Origin of the sequence: Rathayibacter sp. AY1F9 (genome assembly GCF_002932155.1) — a bacterium.
Taxonomy (GTDB): Bacteria; Actinomycetota; Actinomycetes; order Actinomycetales; family Microbacteriaceae; genus Rathayibacter.
Window position 1 is genome coordinate 81,180 of sequence record NZ_PSVA01000008.1, and the last position, 19,516, is coordinate 100,695.

Here is a 19,516-nt window from a genome sequence, read left to right on the forward strand (position 1 = left end):
CACGGGTGCCTCCGTAGCGTCGAGGACATGCAGAACCAGACCTCCTCCGTCGTGGCGCGCGTCGAGGGCGTGCGCAAGCTCTACGGCAGCACGCCGCCCGTCGTCGCCCTCGACGACGTCACGCTCTCGATCGAGCGGGGCGAGTTCACCGCGGTGATGGGCCCCAGCGGATCCGGCAAGTCGACGCTCATGCACGTCCTCGCCGGCCTCGACACCGCCTCCTCCGGCCGCGTGTTCCTCGGGGACGCCGAGATCACCTCGATGAGCGACGCCGAGCTGACCGTGCTCCGCCGCCGCAGCGTCGGCTTCGTCTTCCAGGCCTTCAACCTCGTCCCCACGCTCGACGTGCGCGGCAACATCCGCCTCCCGTTCGAGCTCGACGGCCGCTCCGTGACCGGCGACGAGGAGCAGTGGATCGCCCGGCTGATCGAGTCCCTCGGGCTCCGCGAGCGCCTCACGCACCGGCCCCACGAGCTCTCGGGCGGGCAGCAGCAGCGTGTGGCGATCGCCCGCGCCCTCGCCACCCGGCCGCAGCTGATCTTCGCCGACGAGCCCACCGGCAACCTGGACTCGCGCACCGGCCGCGAGGTCCTCAGCCTGCTCCGGGCCTCCACCCGCGAGTACGGCCAGTCGATCGCCATGGTCACCCACGACCCGATCGCGGCGGCCTACGCCGACCGCATCGTCTTCCTCCGCGACGGGGCCGTCGTCGACGACCGCCGCGGGATGAGCGCCGAGGAGATCTCGCGCGCGATGCTCACGATGGAGGGCGCGGCGTGAGCGGCGTGCGCACGGGCTCGAGCCAGGGCGGGGGCGCCATCGTCACCGTCGCCGCACTCGCCGCGGCGTTCGGCGCCGTGCTGGTGCAGGTCATCGCCGACATGGTCGCGGCCTTCGCGGCAGCGGGGATCGACGGCATCGGCCAGGTCGCCCTCATGCTCGGGATGGTCGGCGCCGTCTTCTTCGGCATCGCGGTGTTCGTGGGCGGGATCGTCACGGCCAATGCGGTCTCGACCGTCATCGCCGGGCGCACCCGCGAGATCGCCCTGCTCCGCCTGCTCGGCGCCTCCGGCCGGTCGCTGCGCAGCGGGATCGTCCGCACGGGCCTCCTGCAGGGGCTCCTCGGAGCGGCGATCGGCCTGGTCGTCGGCGTCGCTCTCGTGGCGCTCGCCGCGGAGCTCGCCATCCGGAGCGGCACCCTGCCCCGCTTCGACTACCCGCTCGTCTCGCCCGGCCTCGTGCTGCCGCTGATCGCCGTGGTCGCCTCGACGGTCATCGCCTCGTGGTCCGGATCGCGCCGCGTGCTCGCGGTCGCGCCGTCGCAGGCCGCCGGATCCTCCGCCGAGCCCCGCTACGAGGAGCTGCGCGGCCGCACCGCCCGCAACGTCACGGCGATCGTCTTCGTCGTGGTCGGCGCGCTGCTGCTCGCCGCCGGTGTCGTCCTCGGACTCGCCAACCCCGGCGGCGTCCTCCTCGGGCTCGTCGGAGGCATGGCGTCCTTCACCGGCGTGATCCTCGGGGCGCCCGTCCTGCTCCCTCCGCTCACGGCCCTCGTGGGCCGCGCCTTCGGCCGGGGCCCCGTCGCCCGCCTGGCGTCCGCCAACGCCGTCCGCAATCCGGCGCGCAGCGCCCGCGCCGTCATCGGACTGGTCATCGGAGTGTCGCTGGTCACGATGTTCGCGGTCGCCGCCGCCACCTTCGGCACGATCATGGAGCGCTCGGGTGAGACGAATCCCGAGGTGATCGCGGCGTTCGAGCAGTTCATCCAGGTGAGCACCGCGGTGATGAGCGTCCTGCTCGGCTTCTCGGTCGTCCTGGCCGCCGTCGGGATGGTCAACACGCTGTCGCTCAGCGTGCTGCAGCGCCGGCGCGAGCTGGGCCTGCTCCGCGCGCTCGGCTTCACCGGCTCGCAGGTGCGGTCGATGGTGGTGCTCGAGGCGGCGCAGATGATCATCGCTGCCGCGGTGCTCGGCATCGTGCTCGGGATCGTCTACGGCTGGTGCGGCGCGATCTCGGTGTTCGGCTCGCTGCCGGGCATCGGACTGATCCCGCCGACCGTCCCGGTGCCGATCCTGGTGGCGGTGCTCGTGGTGGGCGTCGTGATCACGGTCGTCTCGGCCGTGCTGCCCGCCCGCCGCGCCACGAAGGTGTCGCCGGTCGCCGCTCTCGCGGTGGCCTGAAGGCCGGCGCCGCGCCGACCCCGCGGCCTGAGGATCGGCGCCCCCACCGCGGAGGGCCCGGTGGCCGGAGGGCCGGCGCCGCGCAGAACCCGCAGCCGGGGGCCGGCGCCCTCACACCACCGAGAACCCCGCGGCGAGGGGCTCCCGCCCGCTCAGCGCGAGCAGGAGCTCCTCGCCGCGTCCGGCTCGAGCGGCCAGCCCGCCGGTCAGCGCGCAGCACGCCTCGACGGCCTCGCCGGGCAGCACGTGCGGGATCCCGGTGGCCCGCGAGAGGTCGAGCGTGTGCACGACCAGCTCGAGCAGCCGGGTCCGGAGGTACTCGTCCAGCTCGATCGCGTGGCCGCCCACGGCGACGAGGCGGCCGGGACGCTGGGCGGCGACCAGCTCGACCGCGCGGCCCGCCGCCTCCGCCAGCGCCTGAGCCGGCCTGTCGCCGAGCAGCAGCCCCGCCTCGACCCCGCGCCGCGCCACCGCCGCGGGGTCGGCGACGTTCCCGGCCAGCGCGGCGTAGTAGTCGAGCGCGTCCTCGATGGTCGGCTCGGGCGGCTCCGGAGCGAGGAGGTACGCCTCGACCGTCAGCACCGCTCGCGACGCGTGGCCCGCGAGGCCGCGGACGTCCCAGACACCGAGCCCCGGCTGCTCCCACTGGTCCTCCCGCACCTGCGCGAGCAGGCCGATGAGGGCGGCGGCGGCGGACTCGAACAGCGCGGCGGTGCTCATGGAGCCATGCTGGCACGGTGCCCCACACTGATCGCATGAGCAGTCCCCGCCGCCCCGGTCCCGTCACGCTCGTCGGCCGCTCGATCGTCCTCGAGCCGCTCGCCGCCGAGCACGTCGAGCCGCTCGGGCGGGCGATCGGGCGTCCGGAGGTGTTCGCCGGCGGCTACGGAGGAGGACCCGCCGGCCTCCCCGGCACCCCGGAGGAGTTCCGCGCCTTCGTCGACCGCTACTACCCCTGGGGCACGGGCCTGCCGTTCGCTGTGCTGCAGGAGGGGCGCGTCGTCGGCACGACCTCGCTGGCCGACTTCGACGAGACGCGCGAGGCGGCCCACCTCGGCTGGACGGCCTACGCGCCCGAGACGTGGGGCACCGTCGTGAACCCGGAGGCGAAGCGGCTGGTGCTCGGGCTCGCCTTCGACAGCGGCTACGAGCGGGTGAAGCTCCAGGCGGATGCGGTGAACGCGCGCTCGCGGGCCGCGATCCTCCGCCTCGGCGCCGTGTTCGAGGGGGTGCTCCGCCACGACCAGCGCCGGGCCGACGGCTCGTGGCGCGACACGGCCGTCCACTCGATCCTCGCGGCCGAGTGGCCGGCCGTCCGCGACGCGCTCGACCGCCGGATCGACGCGGCGCTAGCGCTCCCCGCCTCGACCGCGCAACCGCTGACCGGTCGGCCGCCCGAGGAGTAGGAATAAGGCATGGAACGCATCCACTACGCCGGCAGCTCCGTGCTGACGGGTACCGCCATCGCGCGGTCGCTGCTGGCCTACGCGGAGGCGCTGGCGCTCACCAAGGGGTCGATCACGGTCGACATCCCGATCCGCCAGGAGTCCGGCCGGCCCGGACGGGCGGCGCTGCTGATCGGACCGGCGAGCCAGCTGTTCTCGGAGTCCGAGGACGACGGAGCCGAGGAACTGCTCGACGAGGAGCTCGTCGAGCGCTTCACCCGCGAGACGGCCCGCCTGGGCGTCTCGCACCCCGTGGCCGAGGAGGACGGCGGCGCCGGGCCCCTCTCCGCCGTCGACACCGAGATCCCGCACTTCCACGGGGAGGACGACTCCTGGTGAGCATCCGGGGCGCCGGTAGGATCGACACTCACGACTCCGCCCGATCCTTCGCGGACGGGCGACTTCCCGAACGGAGAACCGCCTGATGGGGCGACTGATCTACGACTCGACCCTCGAGGCCGACTTCGACGACCGTCTGCTGGCGCACCTGCAGATCGTGATCGGCTCGAAGCTCGCGCGCAACGAGTCCTTCTACTTCTCGTGGAAGGACTCGCAGGCGGTCGGCGACGGACGCACCTCGATCTGGCTGCACCCCGCCATCCCGCTGCGCTTCAAGTACCACGGCGGCCGTGCCCCGAACATCAACCCGGACTGGATCCGCCAGCTGCTCGCCGACTCGCACACGGCGCACGGGCTGCGGATCAGCGAGGAGCCCCACGGGACCACCCGTCAGAGCGAGGAGAGCATGCTGTGAAGCGCGTCGAGATCATCTACGGCGGGGCGCCGTTCAGCCTGAGCGAGACGTCGGCCGCGGAGGTGCGCGAGAGCATCGACCGCGCCCTGGACGGCTCCGCGTCGCGCTGGATCACGGTGAACCAGGGCGAGGGCGAGCCTCGCGAGACCTCGATCCTGATCACGCCGGGAGTGGCGTTCTCGGTCGCCGACGTCGCGCACTGAGGTCGACGCCGCGGTCACGGTGATCGCCGCCGCTCACGCCGCCGGCTCGGTCCGGAACGACTGCCGTCCTCAGCGCACCCGCCCCGCTCAGCCCGCCAGCACGCGCGGGAACTCCCCCGGGATCTCGCTCGCGAGGTACCCGGCCGGGCCGATGCGCGCGGAGAGGCGCGTGTCAGCCTCCGTGTGCAGGAACGCGCCCCACGCGGCCGCGCCCATCGGATCGACGCCGCGCCCGCGCAGGCCCGCCGTCGCTCCGGCGAGCACGTCGCCGCTGCCCGCGGTGGCCAGCCCGGGGTGCTCGCCCTCGATCCGCACCGCGTCGCCGTCGGGCGAGGCGATCGTGTTGAACAGGCTCACCACCGCGCCGTAGCGCTCGGCGACCGCGAGGGCGGCCCGCTCGACGTCGTCGACCTCCTCGCCGAGGAGCCGGGACGCCTCCTCCGAGTTCGGGGTCAGCAGGAGCCGGCCCGCGAGCCTCCGTGCGAGACGGCGCTGCCCGGGCAGGACTCCGAGCGGGAAGGCGTCGAGGTGCACGGCCGGCACGTCGTCGAGGAGCGGAGCGAGGGCACGGAGGGTCGCGGCGGTCGCGCGCGGGTCGTCCAGGCCGGGTCCGATCAGGGCGACGTCGGCGGAGGAGAGCTCGCCGGCCAGGACGTCGAGCCCGCGGCCCGAGACGGAGCCGGTGCGCGTCTCCGCGAGCGGGACCACTCCGCACTCGGGCAGCGCGACCGCGGTGGCCGACGCGACCGACTCGGCGACGCAGAGCGTGATGCGACCCGCGCCGGTCCGCAGCGCGGCGATCCCCGCGAGGATCGCGGCGCCGGGCGTCTTGCGGGCGCCGCCGACGACGACCACGTCGCCGCGGGAGTGCTTCGAGCCTCCGGGCTCCGGGAGGGGCCAGCGCTGCTCGAGCAGGGCGCGGGAGACGAGGTCACTCATGAGGGTCTCCTTCTCCGTCCGCGCGGTCGTCGTGCCGGGTGACGGGGGCGCCGGAGCGCTCGAGGTGGGACGTGCGGTTGAAGAGCTCGAGGCGCCACGCGTCGCCGTCGCGGACGAGACGGGTGACGGAGCCGTTGGCGACGGGCGTCGAGGCGCCGATGTCGAGCAGCTCGTGCTCGGAGAGGCCCTCGAGGACGTAGCGGAGGACGAGGACGACCGCGTCGTGGCAGAAGAGGATCGCCGGCCCGGGAGGCGCGGCGACGGCGAGGTGGTCGACGAAGGCGCGGACGCGGAGCGCGAGGTCCGTCCAGGCCTCGCCTCCCGGCGGCCGGTAGTAGAACTTGCCGAGCCACTCGCGCCGCGCCGCCTCCTCGGGCATCCGGGCCCGCACGCCGGCGGAGGTGAGGCGGTCGGTGACGCCGAGGTCGCGGTCGCGCAGGCGCTCGTCGGGGCGCAGCCGCAGGTCGATGCCGGCCTCGCCGAGGGCGAGACGCGCGGTCGCGGAGGCGCGGCGGTAGGGCGACGTCCAGGCGGAGGCGGGCCGCGCCTCCTCGGCCAGCCAGCGGCCGAGCGCGCGGGCCTGCTCCTCGCCGGCGGGGGAGAGCTCGACGTCGGGGTCGCGGCGGTCGACGGCGATCTCGTGCGCCCCCGAGGCCTCGGCGGCGCTCGCCGCGATGTTGGCGAGGCTCTCGCCGTGACGGACGAGGAGGAGCTCGGTCGGGCCGGTGGAGGAGGCGGGCATGGCTCCACGCTCCGCCTCGCGGGCCGGAGGCGCCAGGGGGTTCCGCCGCGGCGACGCGGGTTGCTACGGAGTCGTCAGGGGTTCCGCCGTCGTCAGGGCGCCTCTCCGTCGGCGCGCTCCTCCGCCGAGACCGCCGTGACGACCGCGGTGAGCGTCTCGGGGTCGCTCAGGATGCGGAAGTGCCCGCCGGTCTCGATCCGGACGTTGACCGCGCCCTCGAGCATGCTGCCCTCGGGGATGTGCGGATCGAAGAGGCCGAACACGGAGGTGATCCGCGCGTTCGCTCCGGAGCGGCTCGACAGCAGCAGGGTCGTGGCGTCGCGCGGCGAGAAGGCGCGCAGGCTCCGGAGGACCAGGTAGGGCGCGTAGCGGGAGCCGCCGAACGGGGTCGCCACGGCGACCATCCGGTCGACCCGGCCGTCCGGGTCGAGCTCGGTCATCACGTACTTGCCGATCAGTCCGCCCTTGCTGTGGGCGACGATCACCACGTCGCGGAGCCCGTGCTCGGCGAGGTAGGCGGCCACGTCCTCCGCGGTCCGGGCGACCGGGCGGCCGTTCCGGCCGAGGCTCGTCAGCACGTGGAGCGGGTGCCCGCGCTCGTGCAGCGGATCGATGATCGGGCGGAGGAAGGACCAGGTCTCCCAGATCCCCGGGAGGACCACGACGGGCCGCCGGTCGCCGTCGAGGTAGTCGTCCGGGGCGCGGCGCGAGAGGACGCCGCGTACCTGCCAGGCGACGGCGTAGGCGTAGTCGCGGATCCACCAGACGGCGTCGCGGACCAGGCGTCGGAGCCGGCTCATGCGGCCGGCTCCGACCGGAGGGGGAGCGGGGCGGCGGGCCTCTCGCCGAGCGCAGCGGCGAAGCGGAGGATCTCGCGGGCGAGCGCTCCGGGCTCGGTGCGGGGGACGACGTGGCGCGAGCCGGCGAACTCGACGAGCCGCCCCTCGCGCGCGTGGGCCGTGAGCCGCTCGCACCAGTCACGGGTGGCGATCGGATCGTCGCGGCCGCGGGCGACGAGGACCGGCACCTCCAGCCGGGCGACGCGCTCCTGCACCGGATGCCTCAGCATCTCGGGCAGCTGGCGCAGGTACCAGCGCAGGCCGCCGCGCAGGTAGTCGGCCAGCAGGATCGCGTCGACGCCCACCGGCTCGCCGAGGCAGTCCCGCAGCAGCGCGAGCCCCTGGCGGACCGCTCCGGGCCGCTGCGGATCCACCACCGGCCCGATCAGCACCGCGCCGTCGACCAGGCCGGGCGCGCGCAGCCCCAGCTCGACCGCCACCTGCGACCCCATCGAGTGCCCGACGACGACCGCGCGCGAGACGCCCAGTCCGCGGAGGACCTGCTCGACCTGCCGCGCGTGGTCCTCGAGGCCGACCCTCCGCCGCGGGCGCGCGTTCGCGCCGAAGCCGGCGAGGTCGACGCCGATCACCCGGCCGTGCCGCTTCAGGCGGGCGGCGAGCGGCGAGAAGGTGTGGTGCGACATCCCGATCCCGTGGATCAGGACGAACACCGCGCCCGCTCCGGCCGGACCGGTGTCGACCGTCCGCAGCGTGACGCCCTCGACCTCGTGTCGCACGGGGAGGACGCGGCGGGGCGGTGTCGACAGCATCGTCCCAGGCTAGGGATCGGCGGCCGGCCGCGCGGGGGGATGCGCCCGCTCCCGCCGTGGTCTAGGCCGCATCCGCCCTGGGGAGGAGCGTTCACCCCGCCGGCCGCCGGCGGTCCCCGCCGAGCGTCCCGTCGTGCCCGCTGTCAAGCGGCTCCTCCTCGGCGGCGCCCCTGCCTAGCCTCGGAGAAGGGGGTCGGCGTGCGCCGCTCCCGGAGGGATGACGCCATGCGGATCGCGATCGTCGGGGCGACCGGCAACCTGGGGACGGCGCTGCTGCGGCGCCTGCACGGCGAGGCCGGGGTGGAGGAGATCGTGGGCATCGCCCGCCGGGCCCCTCGGCTCCGCTCGGAGGAGTACCGCGACGTGCGCTGGGTCGAGATCGACCTCGCGTCGAGCGTCGCCCCGCGGCGGCTCCGCGAGGCCTTCGCCGGCGTCGACGCCGTCGTCCACCTCGCCTGGGCGCTGCAGCCCAGCCACGACGAGCCGTTCCAGCGGCTGGTCGACGTCGGAGGCACCGCGGCCGTGCTCGAGGCGGTCGCCGCCGCGGGAGTCGGCCAGGTCGCCGTCGCCTCGTCCGTGGGCGCCTACAGCGCCGCGCCGAAGTCGATCCGGGTGACCGAGGACTGGCCCACGGGCGGCCTGCACACCTCGACCTACAGCCGCCACAAGGCCGCGAACGAGCGGCAGCTCGACGCCTTCGAGGAGCGGCACTCCGAGATCGTCGTCACACGCCTGCGCCCGGGGCTCGTCTTCCAGCGCGGAGCGGCGACCGAGATCGCCGGGCTCTTCGCCGGACCCCACTACCCGACGCGGTGGCTGAAGGCGGTCCGGATCCCGGTCCTTCCGCTGCCGAGGAGCATCGTCTTCCAGGGCGTGCACGCCGACGACGTGGCCGACGCCTTCTGGCGCGCGCTCGACCGGCGCGCCGGCGGGGCCTTCAACATCGCGGCCGAGCCGGTCCTCACGCCGGAGCGGCTGGCGCACGCCTTCGGCGCCCGCCTGGTCACGGTGCCGTTCGGGCTGCTCCGCTCCGTCGTCACCGCGACCTGGCACCTGCGCCTGCAGCGCACCGACGCGGGCTGGCTCGACATCGCGGGCAACGTCCCGGTGATGTCGACCGAGCGCGCCCGCGCCGAGCTCGGCTGGGCGCCGACCCGCACGGCGGAGGAGGCGCTCGCCGAGCTCGTGGTCGGCCTGGCCGACCGCTCGACCGTCCCGGGCTCGCCCCCGCTCCGGGGCTGATCGGGCCGGGAGCCGATCAGAGGCGAGCCCTCGCGGTCAGTCGGCGACGCGGATGAGCACCTTTCCCGTCGCGCCCTGCTCGACCGCGTCATGGGCGGCCGCGGTCTCCTCGAGCGGGAACCAGGTCAGCGGGAGGCCCGCCTCCTCGCCCACCGGGAGCGCGCCGTCGGCGAGCGCCGCGGTGATGTCCTCGGCCGCGGCCTGCAGCGCCTCCTCGCCCACCGTGTAGAGCAGCAGGCCCTGCCACCGGGCGTTCTTCGCGAAGCTCGCGACGATCGGCACGGTGAACTCGTCGCCGTTGTTGTTCGCGTAGTACCCGATGCTGCCGTGGTTGGCGAGCACCTCGACGTCGAGCGCGGCGTTCTGAGCCGGTGCGACCTCGACCACGTGCTGGACGCCCTCGGGGGCGAGCCCGCGGATCCGGTCGGCGAGCGCGTCGTCCGGGTACTGCAGCACGTGCTGCGCGCCGGCCGCACGGGCGAGCCGCTCCTTGGAGTCGCTGCTCACCGTCGCGATGACGGTCGCCCCGGCCCAGACCGCGAGCTGGATCGCGGCGTGCCCGACGGCTCCGGCGCCGCCCTGGACCAGGACGGTGCGGCCGGCGAGGGCGCCGGGCGCGAGACGGGAGGGGCCGTGCTCGTGCACGGTGAGGGCGCGGTGGGCGGTCATCGCGGGGACGCCGAGGCTCGCGGCGACGTCGATGCCGACGCCCTCGGGCAGGCGCACGACGTGCTCGGCGGCGAGCACCGCCGACTCCTGCGCGGTGCCGGTGGGGCGGCGGTGCGCGGAGAGGTACATCCAGACCCGGTCGCCGACGGCCAGGCCCTCGACGCCCTCGCCCAGCGCCTCGACGACACCGGCGCCGTCCTGGTTCGGCACGACCTCGTCGAACGCGAGGTCGCCGTCGGCGCGCGCCTTCCAGTCGGTCGGATTCACGCCCGACGCCAGGACGCGGACGCGGACCTCGCCGGCGCCCGGCGCCCGCTCCTCCCGGTCGACGAGGGAGAGGACGGAGGAGTCACCGGTGCGGGAGTAGACGATCGATCGCATACGGAGGGCAAGGAGCGCGGGCGGCGGTGTATTCCCGGCGGCACGACGAAGGGCGGCGGGCCCGGAGGCCCACCGCCCTGTCAGCGCCGACGGATCAGTGCTGCACGTCCTCCTGGACGGCGTGCTTGGCCTCGCGGGCCGAGTCCTTCACGTCGTCGGTGGCGGAGGTGCCCGCCTCCTTGACGTTCTGCGCGGCGTCGGTCGCGGTCTCCTTGACGGAGGCGAAGGCCTGCTGCGCGGGCTCGCGGAGCTCGCTCGCCGCCTCCTTGGCCGCGTCGGTCACCTTATCGACGACCGGCTGGGCCTGCTCCTTGACGCGGCTCGCCGCCTCCTTCTCCTTGCTGGAGGCGGGGATGAGCGAGGCGACGAGGAGTCCGGCGCCGAGGGCGATCAGCCCCACGGCGAACGGGTTGCCCTCGGCCTTGGCCTTCGCCGAGCCCGCACCGCTCGAGAGCGAGTCGGAGGCGTCGTGCGCCGAGCCCATCACCCGGTCGCGGACGGAGCCCACGGCCGACTTGACCTTGTCGGTCTGACGCTGCGCGATGGCGGACGGGCTGACCTTCTCGGCCAGCGCGTCGACGTCCCCGCCCAGCTCGAGGCGCGTGCGCTCGATGTCCGCCCGGATCTCCTCGGGTGTCTTGTTCTGTCCTGCGTCGTACGTCATCGTCCTGCCCCGTTCGGCTTGAGGGTGTCGGGAATCTTCTTGAGGGAGTCGACCGTCTCGGGAGCGCCGTCGACCTGCTTCAGGCTCTTGCGGCCCACCGCGTAGAGGATCGCGGCCACGATCGCCCAGATGACGGCCACGACCACTCCGGACCAGCCGTTGCCGATCAGAGTGCCCAGGCCCCACCAGAGGGCGATCGAGAGGAAGAGCACGGCCATCAGCGCGGCGTACCCCGCCCCGCCGAGGAGGCCCGCTCCCTTGCCCGCCTTGCCGGCGGACTCCTTGAGCTCGGCCTTGGCGAGGGCCATCTCCTGGCGGATCAGGGTGGAGAGGTCGCGCGAGACCTCGCCGAGCAGATCGCCCAGCGACGTCGACCCGGCCCGCTGGTCGGGCGTCTCCGTCGAGCGGTGGACGCCCGTCGGGTCGGTCACAGCCGGCCGCCGTTCGGGAAGCCGCCGTCGAGCGGGTCGGCGACGGGCTCGGTCGGCGCGTAGTCGCGCTCGAGGGAGCTCGATCCGACGGTGCCGTAGGCGGACGCGACGGGCGCGTCGTACGCGGAGGCGTCGGAGTACGCGGTGGTCGAGGCGGGGGCGTCGAACTCGGGCCCGTCGGTGCGGGTGCTCGTCGCCTCCTTCTCGTCCTTCGCCTCGGCGGTCAGGGCTCGGATGAGGCGCCCGCCGACGAGTCCCGTCGCCGCGGCGATGAGGATGAAGGCACCCGGGCGGCGGCGGGCGAACGCGCGGACGTCGTCGAGGAGCTCGGACGGGTCGCGGTTCTCGAGCCACGAGGCCACACCCTGCACGCGGGTGGCCGCCTGGGAGACGAGCTTCGCGGCGGCGTTGTCGCTGCCGCCCTCGCCGTTGGCCAGCGCGGTCAGGTCGTCACTGAAGGCGCGGGCGCCCTTGGCGGCGTTCTCCTTCTGGGCGTGGGCCTGCTCGGTGAGCTGGGTGCGGCTCTGGTCGTAGAGGTCCTTGACCTGGACCTTGGCCTCCTGGACCACGTTGGCGGCCTCGTCCTTGCCGGTCGAGAGCACTTCGCTCGCGGCCTGCTTGGCGTCGCCGGCGACGGCGCCGGCCTGGTCCTTGGCGGTGCCCGCGGCGGCGCTCGCCTTCTCCTTCGCGGAGTCGGCCGTGCCGCCCGAGGAGGAGCCGGAGGAGGTGTCCGTGGAGGCGACGTGCGCCCCGCTGTCGATGGGGGTCTCGGTCGCGCCGAAGTTCGCGGCGCCGTCTCCGAACGGAGGTGAAGCGGGATCGATGTTCGACATCGTCTGTCCCTTCCAGGATCGAGTGGGGAATGAATGCGTGCCGGCGTCGCCAGTCTGTTCGGGCCCTCGAGTACCGGGAAGGGCATAGCGGCTGACCCCCCGATGGGGCTACCATCCCGCGCCCACGAGGGCGGGTCCCGAGGGCCCGTGGATCGACTGCTCCGCCGCCGCGTCAAGCCCCTTCTGACCCGCGAACAGGGCTCCCTACCGTCGAGAGGACAGACATCGGACGTCCGCACCCGGATCCGCCCGGCAACCCCGGAAAGGCAACCAGTCATGTTCTTCCACCGTCAGGAACTCCAGTTCACGTCCACGCCCTCGAAGCCCGACGCGGTCTTCGCCCGCCGCTTCCAGGAGGTGCTCGGCGGCCAGTACGGCGAGATCACCGTGGCGATGCAGTACGGCTTCCAGGCCTGGAACGCCCACGACCCGGGCAAGTACCGGGACCTGCTCTTCGGCATCGGCGCCGAGGAGTTCGGCCACGTCGAGATGATCGCCGTGATGATCGCCCAGCTGCTCGAGAAGGCCCCGGTCGAGCAGTCCGAGGACGCGATGAAGAAGGACCCCGTGCTCGCGGCGGTCATCGGCGGCTCCGACGTGCAGCACGCCATCGTGGCCGGCGCCGGCGCGCGCCCCGTCGACAGCATGGGCAACCCGTGGCAGGGCTCCTACATCACCGCCAGCGGCAACCTGCTGGCCGACTTCACCGCCAACGCGAACGCGGAGATGCAGGGCCGGCTCCAGGTCGCCCGGCTCTACCACATGACCGACGACCACGGCGTGCGCGACCTCCTGTCGTTCCTCCTGGCTCGCGACACCATGCACCAGAACCAGTGGATCGCGGCAGCCGCCGAGCTGCGCGCGGAGGGCCGGGAGGACCTGCCCGTGCCCTCGAACTTCCCGATCTCGAAGGAGGAGCGCTCCGTGTCGTACGAGTACATCAACTTCTCGGACGGAGCAGCGGCCTCCGAGGGCAGCTGGGCCTCGGGCCCGACCCCGGACGGCAAGGGAGAGTTCAGCTACCGCGTCGCGGAGCCCGGCGGCAACGTCCCGATGCCCCCGCCCACGCAGCCGGACGAGCGCCTCTACGGCACCGACCCGAAGCCGAACATCGTCGAGAAGGCAGTGGGGGCCGTCAAGGACGCGGTGACGGGCAAGTGAGCGCCGCACGGGTCCTCGGGGCGCTCGGCGCCTCCGCTCTGACGATCGGCCTGCTGGCCGGCTGCACCGGCGACGCCCAGACGCCGTACCAGTCGGGGAGCGCGGTGCCCACCAGCGCCGACGACGGATCGTCGCAGACGCCCACGAACGCGCCCTCGCAGTCCGCTCCGTCCGAGTCCGCCACCCCGGCGACCTGATCCCGCGCCCTCGACCGGCCGGCACCGGTCGAGGGCGCGAATCATCGCAGTCCAGCGGGCACCCGGGCAAGCCCCTTCCCGCTCCCAGGAAGCGGGCAGTTCCCGGTCCTACGGTCGTGCCAACGATCAGCGAAGGAGGCACCACCATGGGGCTCGATGACAAGATCAAGAACGCCGCTCAGGACATCGCCGGCAAAGCGAAGGAAGCCCTGGGCGACCACAAGAACGACGACAGCCTGAAGGCCGAAGGCCAGAAGGACCAGGCCGCGGCCTCGGCCAAGAAGGCCGGCGAGGACGTCAAGGACGTCTTCAAGTAGGTCTCGGCAATACCGCGAAGGCGGCGCTCCCCTCGGGGGGCGCCGCCTTCGCTGTTCCCCGGCTAGGGGTGCAGGACGACCTTGATGCAGCCGTCCTCCTTCTTCTGGAAGGTCTCGTAGAGGGCCGGAGCGTCCTCGAGCGGCGCCCGGTGGGTCACGAGGTCCATCACGCCGAGCGGATCGGAGGAGTCCTCCACCAGCGGCAGCAGGTCGTCGATCCAGCGCTTCACGTTGCACTGGCCCATCCGCACCGTCACCTGCTTGTCGAACATCGACTTCAGCGGCATCGGGTCGGCCTCTCCGCCGTAGACCCCGCTCAGCGAGACGGTGCCGCCGCGGCGGACCAGGTCGAGGGACGCGTGGACCGCGGCGAGGCGGTCGACGCCGACCGTGTCCATCGCCTTGCGGGCGATCGGGTCGGGCAGGAGCCCCGCCATCGACTGAGCGAACGAGCCGACCGGCGAGCCGTGCGCCTCCATGCCGACCGCGTCGACGACGGAGTCGGGGCCGCGCCCGTCCGTGAGGTCGCGCAGCTGCGCGGCGATGTCGTCGGACAGGTCGAAGGTCTCCACGCCGTACCGCTCGGCCATCGCGCGCCGCTCGGCGACGGGCTCCACGGCGAGGACGCGGTAGCCGCGGTGGGCGCCGATCCGCGCCGCGAACTGGCCGACAGGGCCGAGTCCGAAGACGACCAGGGTCCCGCCGTCGGGCACCTGCGCGTACTCCACGCCCTGCCACGCGGTGGGCACGATGTCGCTGAGGAAGAGGTAGCGCTCGTCCGGCAGGTCCGTGCCGACGACGATCGTGTTGTAGTCGGCCAGCGGCACGCGGAGCAGCTCGGCCTGCCCGCCGGGGACCTGGCCGTACATCTTCGTGTAGCCGAAGAGCGCCGCTCCCGAGCCGTACTCGGTGACCTGCGTCGTCTCGCACTGCGACTGCAGCCCTCGGCGGCACATGAAGCACTCGCCGCAGGCGATGGTGAAGGGCACGACGACCCGGTCGCCGGGCTTCAGGGTGGTGACTCCGGAGCCCACCTCCTCGACGACGCCCATGGGCTCGTGGCCGAGCACGTCCCCGCGGTCGATGTAGGGCCCGAGGAGGCGGTAGAGGTGCAGGTCGGAGCCGCAGATCGCGGTCGAGGTGATCCGGACGATCGCGTCGGTCGGCTGCTGGATGCGGGGGTCGGGGACGGTCTCGACCGAGACCTTCTCGATGCCCTGCCAGGTGAGTGCTCGCATGCTCGTGTCCGTTCTCCGGCTCGCGCCGGTCGGGGTCGGTGTCCCTCCACCGCACACCCGGAGGGCGCCGAGGGGGAGGGGCTTGACGCTCCCCGGAGCGTTCCCGAGGGGGATTCCCGGGAGAACGCACGGACGTGCATCCCGCGTTCACCCGACTCACGGCGGCCGAGTGGTGGGATGGGGGGATGGATGCTCTCTACACCGCCATCGCCCACGCCTCCGGTGGAGGACGCGACGGCCACGTCCGCACCGAGGACGACCGTCTCGACCTCGACACCCGCGCCCCGCAGGAGCTCGGCGGCTCCGGCGAGGGGACCAACCCCGAGCAGCTGTTCGCGGCCGGCTACTCCGCCTGCTTCCTCAGCGCCCTGCACGGAGCCGGTCGCCAGCTGAAGATCGACACGACCGACGCGGCCGTCTCGGCCAGCGTCTCGATCGGGAAGAACGACTCCGACGGCTTCGGCCTCTCGGTCGAGCTCGACGTCTACGTGCCGAAGGCGAGCTCCGAGGACGCGCAGAAGGTGGCCGATGCGGCGCACCAGCTCTGCCCGTACTCCAACGCCACCCGCGGCAACATCCCCGTGCAGATCAACCTGGTCGACTGACCGGGACCTCTCGACGGCCCCTCCCGGACTCCGGGCAGGGGCCGTCGTCGTGTCCGGGGGCGGTCCGTTAGGGTCGGGGCATGACCGAGGAGCTGTCGCACGAGGAGCTGTCGCACGAGGAGCCGTCGCACGAGGAGCCGTCGCACGAGGAGCTGTCGCACGAGGAGCCGTCGCACGAGGAGTCCCTGGCGCGGGCCGAGCTCGTGCAGATCCGTCAGAGCATCGACAACATCGACGCGGCGCTGATCCACCTGCTCGCCGAGCGCTTCAAGTTCACGCAGAAGGTCGGCCGGCTGAAGGCCGCGCACGGGCTGCCCGCCGCGGACCTCGAGCGCGAGGCCCGCCAGATCGCGCGGCTGCGGGCGCTCGCCGAGGAGTCGCACCTCGACCCGGCATTCGCCGAGAAGTTCCTCGGGTTCATCGTCGCCGAGGTCATCCACCACCACCAGCGCATCGCCGACGGCGCCGAGGACTGAGGCTCAGCCCTCGATCCGCAGCAGCCCCGCCGTGCGCTCGCGCAGCACGCCGAGCAGCAGCGGGTAGTCGGGGAAGAGCTGGTCGCGCCGCAGCGTCGGCACCCGCAGCCCGAGGGGGACCTCCGTGATGCGGCCGTTCGTCTCGGTGAGGGTCAGGCGGAGGCTCCGGCTCCCCGTCGGGCTCGAGGCGACGACCGAGCGCAGAGCCTCGAGCGCGAAGATCAGCCCGTCGATCTGGATGGCCGACTCCGACACCACGATCGAGCCCGGCAGCCCGGGCCGCAGCGCCAGCCGCGCGGCGACCAGCCCGAGCGGGAGGGAGAGCGCCACGACGACCGCCCCCAGCGCGATCTGCGCGCGGTCGCCCGACGGGGATCCCGCGAGGGCGACGGCCAGGACGCCGGCGGCGAACGCCTCCGTGGCGACGACGACCAGGGCGACCGCCCGGCGCTGGAGCGGAGCGCGGTGCGGCCGGAAGCGGACGGCCGAGGCGGGCCCGGCCAGAGCGGGCGGCAGGGCGTCGCGGACGCGGGCGGCGGCGCCGAGGTCGGCGAGCAGGGCGGCGAGGTCCTCCGGGCGGAAGTGGCCGCAGCGGACCTCGACTCCGTCTCCGCGGCACCAGGCGACGAAGCCGTCGCCGTCGGCGGACTCGAGGAAGCGGACCGACCGGCGGGGCCACTGCTCGCGGCGGCGGCGGCCGCGCATCAGCACGACCTGCGTCTCGGTCGTCATCACGCGGGTGGGGGAGACGACGAAGAGCGAGACCGCCGAGGCCAGTCCGATGACGACGGTGAGGGCGAGGAGCCCGAGCGCGAGCACCGACTCGTCGAGGACCCCGCGGCGGTCCGCGAGGACGGCGAACGGGATGAGCACGGCCGCGAGGCCGGCGCCGAGGAGCCGCAGGAGGAGGGCGCGGAGGCGCCGCAGGACCGATGGGCCGTACACCCGTCGCGTCCGGATCGCCATCGGTTCCGACTCCATCGCGTCAGGCTAGCCCCGGCCGGGGCCGGTCGCCCGGAGAGGCGGGGCGGTGGCGCGATCCTCGCGCCACCCGTCCCCGGTTCGGGGGAGGAGTGGCGCGAGGCGCGGCCTACGCCTCCGCGGTGCGGTGCAGGGCGCGGACCGAGACGACCCGGCGGCGGGCGATCGCGGCGACGGTGAGCAGCAGGCCGAACAGCAGCCAGATCACCAGGCCGACGACGGCGCCGGCCGTGCCGTCGGTGCCCTCGACCACTCCGGACAGCGCGTTCTGCGCCGCCGAGAGCGGCAGGAACCCGAGCACGTCGTCGAACAGCCCGGGGACCGTCGAGATGATGCCCGCGCCGAGCGCGATCACCGCCGCGACCATCGCGAGGAAGCGGCCGATCCCTCCGAGCAGGGCGACCAGCCCCTGGTTCACCGCGGCGAACGAGGCGCCGGTGAGCATCGCCAGGAGGGCGAAGCCGACCCAGCGGCCCGGCTCCAGGCCCGCGACCCCGCTCATCACGATCGCGACCGCGAGTCCCTGCACCACGCCGATCACGAGCGCCGGCACGTAGGAGGAGAGGGCGAGCGCGGCGGAGGAGCGCGTCGAGGAGAGTGCACGGTGCGAGAACGCCGCGAGCACCAGGAACGTCGCGAGGGCGCCGAGCCAGAGGGCGATCGTCGCGAAGAACGGGACGCTGGAGGCTCCGAACAGGTCGGTCGCGCTGCTCGCGTTCTCGACCGGGTCCGAGACGACGTCGGCGAGGTTCGTCGACTCCGACTCGGTGTAGGTCGGGAGCTGCGCGACCGCGGCGTCGAGGCCGGTCGCGAGCGTGCGGGTGCCGTCGGCGAGCTTTACGGCGCCGTCCGAGACCCCGCTCGCGCCGTCGGCGAGCTGGTCGGCTCCGTCGGCGGCGGAGGAGGCTCCCGTGGCGAGGTCGGCGGCGCCGCCCGCGGCGGTGGTCGCGCCAGTCGCGAGGTCGCGGGCGCCGGCCGCGGCGGCGGTGGCGCCGGTCGCGAGCTGCGCCGACCCGGCCGCCGTGGTGTCGAGGCCGTCGGCGAGCTGGGACGCTCCGCCCGCGGCGTCGTCCGCGCCGTCGGCGAGCTGCGTCAGGCCGCCGGACAGCTGTCCGATGCCTCCCGAGAGAGTGCGGGCGCCGGTGGCGGACTGCCCGACCGCGTCGATCAGCGAGGGCTGCCCGTCGCCGCCGAGGCGGATGCCCGCGTCGATCCCGGCGACGGCTCCCGCGGTCGTCGTGGCGAGGGTGGTCGCGCCGGTGGGTCCGTCGGCCGAGGCGATGACGGCGCGCGCGGCGAGGCACTGCGTCGTCTCGCAGCCCTCGAGCGCGGCGCTGAGCGCCTCGAAGGTCCCCGCGGTGGCGGCGGCGGCGCCGGCGCTGAGGGCGGCGACCTGCTGGGTCCCGTCGCCGGTCCTCACCACTCCCTCCCTCAGCTGGTCGAGCCCGTCGGCCAGGTCGGAGGCGCCGCCCTGCAGCGCGGTCGCCCCGGTCGCCGAGTCGCGGGCGCCCGTCGCGAGCTGTCCCACTCCGCCGGAGAGGCCGCGCGCACCGGTGGCCAGCTGCGCGACTCCGCCGGAGAGGTCGGAGGCTCCGGTGCCCAGCTGCCCCACGCCGTCGGCGAGGGACGAGGCTCCGGTGCCGATCTGCCCGACGCCGTCCGAGAGCGAGGAGGCGCCGGTGGCGAGCTCGTCGATCCCGTCGGCGAGGCTGCTCGTGCCGTCGGCGAGGGTCGAGGCGCCGGTGCCGAGCTGGTCGGCGCCGTCGGCGAGCGTGCCCGCGCCCTCGGCCGCCTGGCCGATCTGCTCGTTGAGGGTGTTGAAGCCGACGTAGACGTTCTCGAGGTAGGCCGTGGTCAGCTGCGTGTTGAGCAGCGACGTGGCGGTGCTGGTCACGGTGGCCGAGATGGCGTCGTCGACGAGCTTGGCCTTCTCGCTGGTGGCGATGTCGATGGTCGCCTTCGTCGCCTCCGCGGCGTCGCCGGAGTACGAGGTGGCGGCGGCGGAGAAGGAGGAGGGGATCGTCACGACGGTCGCGTAGCTGCCGTCGGCGAGGCCCTTGGCGGCGTCGTCCTTGTCCGTGAGGACCCAGGTGAAGTTGCCCGTCGAGTCCGAGCCGGAGACGTTGGGCACCGGGGTCGTGCTCGCGGACGGCGTCGCGCTCGCCGAGGGGGTGGAGGAGGGGGCGTCCGAGCTCGCGGAGTCGGTGCCGCCCGTCACCAGGCCGGCCGCGAGCTGGCGCCCGAGCGGCACGGTCTGCCCGTTGATCTCGACCGGGGTGTCCTCGTTGACCACGGCGGCTGTGATCGTGTCGAGGCGCTCGGTCGGGTTCCAGAGCGCCCACACCAGGAGGCCGCCGATGACGAGGGGGACCAGGACGATCCCGAGAAGGGTCAGCCAGGACACCTTCTTGACGCCGCGGGGGCGTTCGAGGGAGAGGAGAGCCATCTG

At 74.1% G+C, this 19,516-nt stretch carries 24 protein-coding genes; 12 read left to right on the forward strand and 12 right to left on the reverse strand.

What is annotated here, in order from left to right; genetic code table 11:
* The first annotated feature begins 27 nt into the window (after positions 1-27).
* Both C5C37_RS07425 and C5C37_RS07430 read left to right on the forward strand, forming a co-directional pair.
* Complete coding sequence (locus tag C5C37_RS07425; protein ID WP_104222781.1) at positions 28-780, forward strand: ABC transporter ATP-binding protein; 753 nt, start codon at positions 28-30, stop codon at positions 778-780.
* Positions 777-2,180, forward strand: coding sequence for an FtsX-like permease family protein (locus tag C5C37_RS07430; protein ID WP_104338729.1), 1,404 nt, complete (start codon positions 777-779; stop codon positions 2,178-2,180). The genes C5C37_RS07425 and C5C37_RS07430 overlap by 4 nt, the downstream gene beginning before the upstream one ends.
* A 111-nt stretch (positions 2,181-2,291) precedes the next feature.
* Here C5C37_RS07430 and C5C37_RS07435 read toward each other — a convergent pair whose 3' ends face one another.
* The gene (locus C5C37_RS07435; protein ID WP_104292747.1) at positions 2,292-2,900 is read right to left on the reverse strand and encodes a maleylpyruvate isomerase N-terminal domain-containing protein; all 609 of its coding nucleotides are present in this window, start codon (positions 2,898-2,900) and stop codon (positions 2,292-2,294) included.
* Positions 2,901-2,935: 35 nt separating this feature from the next.
* On the opposite strand from C5C37_RS07435, the gene C5C37_RS07440 reads away from it, so the two are divergent.
* The 4 genes from C5C37_RS07440 (at position 2,936) to C5C37_RS07455 (ending at position 4,582) form a co-directional block, all read left to right on the forward strand.
* Positions 2,936-3,586 (forward strand): GNAT family N-acetyltransferase, encoded by a 651-nt coding sequence (locus C5C37_RS07440; RefSeq protein WP_104250673.1) that lies wholly within the window; start codon positions 2,936-2,938, stop codon positions 3,584-3,586.
* 9 nt (positions 3,587-3,595) lie between these two features.
* Positions 3,596-3,964: a hypothetical protein gene (locus C5C37_RS07445; protein WP_104222777.1), complete on the forward strand. Its 369-nt coding sequence runs from the start codon at positions 3,596-3,598 to the stop codon at positions 3,962-3,964.
* An 85-nt stretch (positions 3,965-4,049) separates the two neighbouring features.
* Complete coding sequence (locus C5C37_RS07450; RefSeq protein WP_104297352.1) at positions 4,050-4,379, forward strand: ATP-dependent DNA ligase; 330 nt, start codon at positions 4,050-4,052, stop codon at positions 4,377-4,379.
* On the forward strand, positions 4,376-4,582 hold the full coding sequence (locus C5C37_RS07455) for a hypothetical protein (RefSeq protein ID WP_104222775.1): 207 nt from the start codon (positions 4,376-4,378) through the stop codon (positions 4,580-4,582). Before C5C37_RS07450 ends, C5C37_RS07455 begins: the two co-directional genes overlap by 4 nt.
* Positions 4,583-4,669: 87 nt before the next feature.
* Here the strand turns inward: C5C37_RS07455 and C5C37_RS07460 are convergent, their stop codons facing one another.
* The 4 genes from C5C37_RS07460 to C5C37_RS07475 form a co-directional block, all read right to left on the reverse strand.
* Positions 4,670-5,521 (reverse strand): NAD(P)H-hydrate dehydratase, encoded by an 852-nt coding sequence (locus C5C37_RS07460; protein ID WP_104273158.1) that lies wholly within the window; start codon positions 5,519-5,521, stop codon positions 4,670-4,672.
* Positions 5,514-6,263 (reverse strand): histidine phosphatase family protein, encoded by a 750-nt coding sequence (locus tag C5C37_RS07465; protein WP_104247480.1) that lies wholly within the window; start codon positions 6,261-6,263, stop codon positions 5,514-5,516. The genes C5C37_RS07460 and C5C37_RS07465 overlap by 8 nt, the downstream gene beginning before the upstream one ends.
* A 92-nt stretch (positions 6,264-6,355) precedes the next feature.
* Positions 6,356-7,063 carry a triacylglycerol lipase gene (locus C5C37_RS07470; protein ID WP_104239324.1) on the reverse strand — a complete coding sequence of 236 codons (708 nt, stop codon included), beginning with the start codon at positions 7,061-7,063 and terminating at the stop codon, positions 6,356-6,358.
* Positions 7,060-7,872 (reverse strand): alpha/beta fold hydrolase, encoded by an 813-nt coding sequence (locus C5C37_RS07475; protein WP_104338730.1) that lies wholly within the window; start codon positions 7,870-7,872, stop codon positions 7,060-7,062. The genes C5C37_RS07470 and C5C37_RS07475 overlap by 4 nt, the downstream gene beginning before the upstream one ends.
* Before the next feature lie 225 nt (positions 7,873-8,097).
* Here C5C37_RS07475 and C5C37_RS07480 point away from each other — a divergent pair, with 225 nt between their 5' ends.
* Positions 8,098-9,114, forward strand: a complete 1,017-nt coding sequence (locus C5C37_RS07480; protein WP_104338731.1) for an NAD-dependent epimerase/dehydratase family protein — start codon at positions 8,098-8,100, stop codon at positions 9,112-9,114.
* A gap of 36 nt (positions 9,115-9,150) precedes the next feature.
* Here C5C37_RS07480 and C5C37_RS07485 read toward each other — a convergent pair whose 3' ends face one another.
* From C5C37_RS07485 to C5C37_RS07500, 4 genes are all read right to left on the reverse strand, one after another.
* Positions 9,151-10,164, reverse strand: a complete 1,014-nt coding sequence (locus tag C5C37_RS07485) for an NADPH:quinone reductase (protein ID WP_104338732.1) — start codon at positions 10,162-10,164, stop codon at positions 9,151-9,153.
* A gap of 94 nt (positions 10,165-10,258) precedes the next feature.
* Positions 10,259-10,828 (reverse strand): DUF3618 domain-containing protein, encoded by a 570-nt coding sequence (locus tag C5C37_RS07490; protein WP_104222768.1) that lies wholly within the window; start codon positions 10,826-10,828, stop codon positions 10,259-10,261.
* Positions 10,825-11,259, reverse strand: coding sequence for a phage holin family protein (locus C5C37_RS07495; RefSeq protein ID WP_104222767.1), 435 nt, complete (start codon positions 11,257-11,259; stop codon positions 10,825-10,827). The genes C5C37_RS07490 and C5C37_RS07495 overlap by 4 nt, the downstream gene beginning before the upstream one ends.
* On the reverse strand, positions 11,256-12,092 hold the full coding sequence (locus C5C37_RS07500) for a hypothetical protein (protein ID WP_104225698.1): 837 nt from the start codon (positions 12,090-12,092) through the stop codon (positions 11,256-11,258). The genes C5C37_RS07495 and C5C37_RS07500 overlap by 4 nt, the downstream gene beginning before the upstream one ends.
* 276 nt (positions 12,093-12,368) lie before the next feature.
* Between C5C37_RS07500 and C5C37_RS07505 the strand changes: the two genes are divergently transcribed.
* From C5C37_RS07505 to C5C37_RS07515, 3 genes are all read left to right on the forward strand, one after another.
* Positions 12,369-13,253, forward strand: a complete 885-nt coding sequence (locus C5C37_RS07505) for a manganese catalase family protein (RefSeq protein ID WP_104222765.1) — start codon at positions 12,369-12,371, stop codon at positions 13,251-13,253.
* On the forward strand, positions 13,250-13,450 hold the full coding sequence (locus C5C37_RS07510) for a hypothetical protein (RefSeq protein ID WP_104222764.1): 201 nt from the start codon (positions 13,250-13,252) through the stop codon (positions 13,448-13,450). Before C5C37_RS07505 ends, C5C37_RS07510 begins: the two co-directional genes overlap by 4 nt.
* A gap of 146 nt (positions 13,451-13,596) precedes the next feature.
* Positions 13,597-13,767 carry a CsbD family protein gene (locus C5C37_RS07515; RefSeq protein ID WP_104222763.1) on the forward strand — a complete coding sequence of 57 codons (171 nt, stop codon included), beginning with the start codon at positions 13,597-13,599 and terminating at the stop codon, positions 13,765-13,767.
* A gap of 62 nt (positions 13,768-13,829) precedes the next feature.
* Here the strand turns inward: C5C37_RS07515 and C5C37_RS07520 are convergent, their stop codons facing one another.
* Positions 13,830-15,005, reverse strand: coding sequence for a zinc-dependent alcohol dehydrogenase (locus tag C5C37_RS07520; RefSeq protein WP_104222762.1), 1,176 nt, complete (start codon positions 15,003-15,005; stop codon positions 13,830-13,832).
* Between the two features lie 185 nt (positions 15,006-15,190).
* On the opposite strand from C5C37_RS07520, the gene C5C37_RS07525 reads away from it, so the two are divergent.
* Together C5C37_RS07525 and C5C37_RS07530 are read left to right on the forward strand one after the other, a co-directional pair.
* The gene (locus C5C37_RS07525) at positions 15,191-15,610 is read left to right on the forward strand and encodes an organic hydroperoxide resistance protein (protein ID WP_104222761.1); all 420 of its coding nucleotides are present in this window, start codon (positions 15,191-15,193) and stop codon (positions 15,608-15,610) included.
* An 80-nt stretch (positions 15,611-15,690) separates the two neighbouring features.
* The gene (locus tag C5C37_RS07530) at positions 15,691-16,086 is read left to right on the forward strand and encodes a chorismate mutase (protein ID WP_104338733.1); all 396 of its coding nucleotides are present in this window, start codon (positions 15,691-15,693) and stop codon (positions 16,084-16,086) included.
* A gap of 3 nt (positions 16,087-16,089) precedes the next feature.
* On the opposite strand, the gene C5C37_RS07535 is transcribed toward C5C37_RS07530, so the two are convergent.
* Positions 16,090-17,067 carry a hypothetical protein gene (locus tag C5C37_RS07535; RefSeq protein ID WP_146085199.1) on the reverse strand — a complete coding sequence of 326 codons (978 nt, stop codon included), beginning with the start codon at positions 17,065-17,067 and terminating at the stop codon, positions 16,090-16,092.
* Positions 17,068-17,176: 109 nt separating this feature from the next.
* Entirely contained in the window at positions 17,177-19,513 is a 2,337-nt protein-coding gene (locus C5C37_RS07540; RefSeq protein ID WP_104338735.1) for a YhgE/Pip domain-containing protein, read from the reverse strand.
* Positions 19,514-19,516 lie beyond the last annotated feature (3 nt).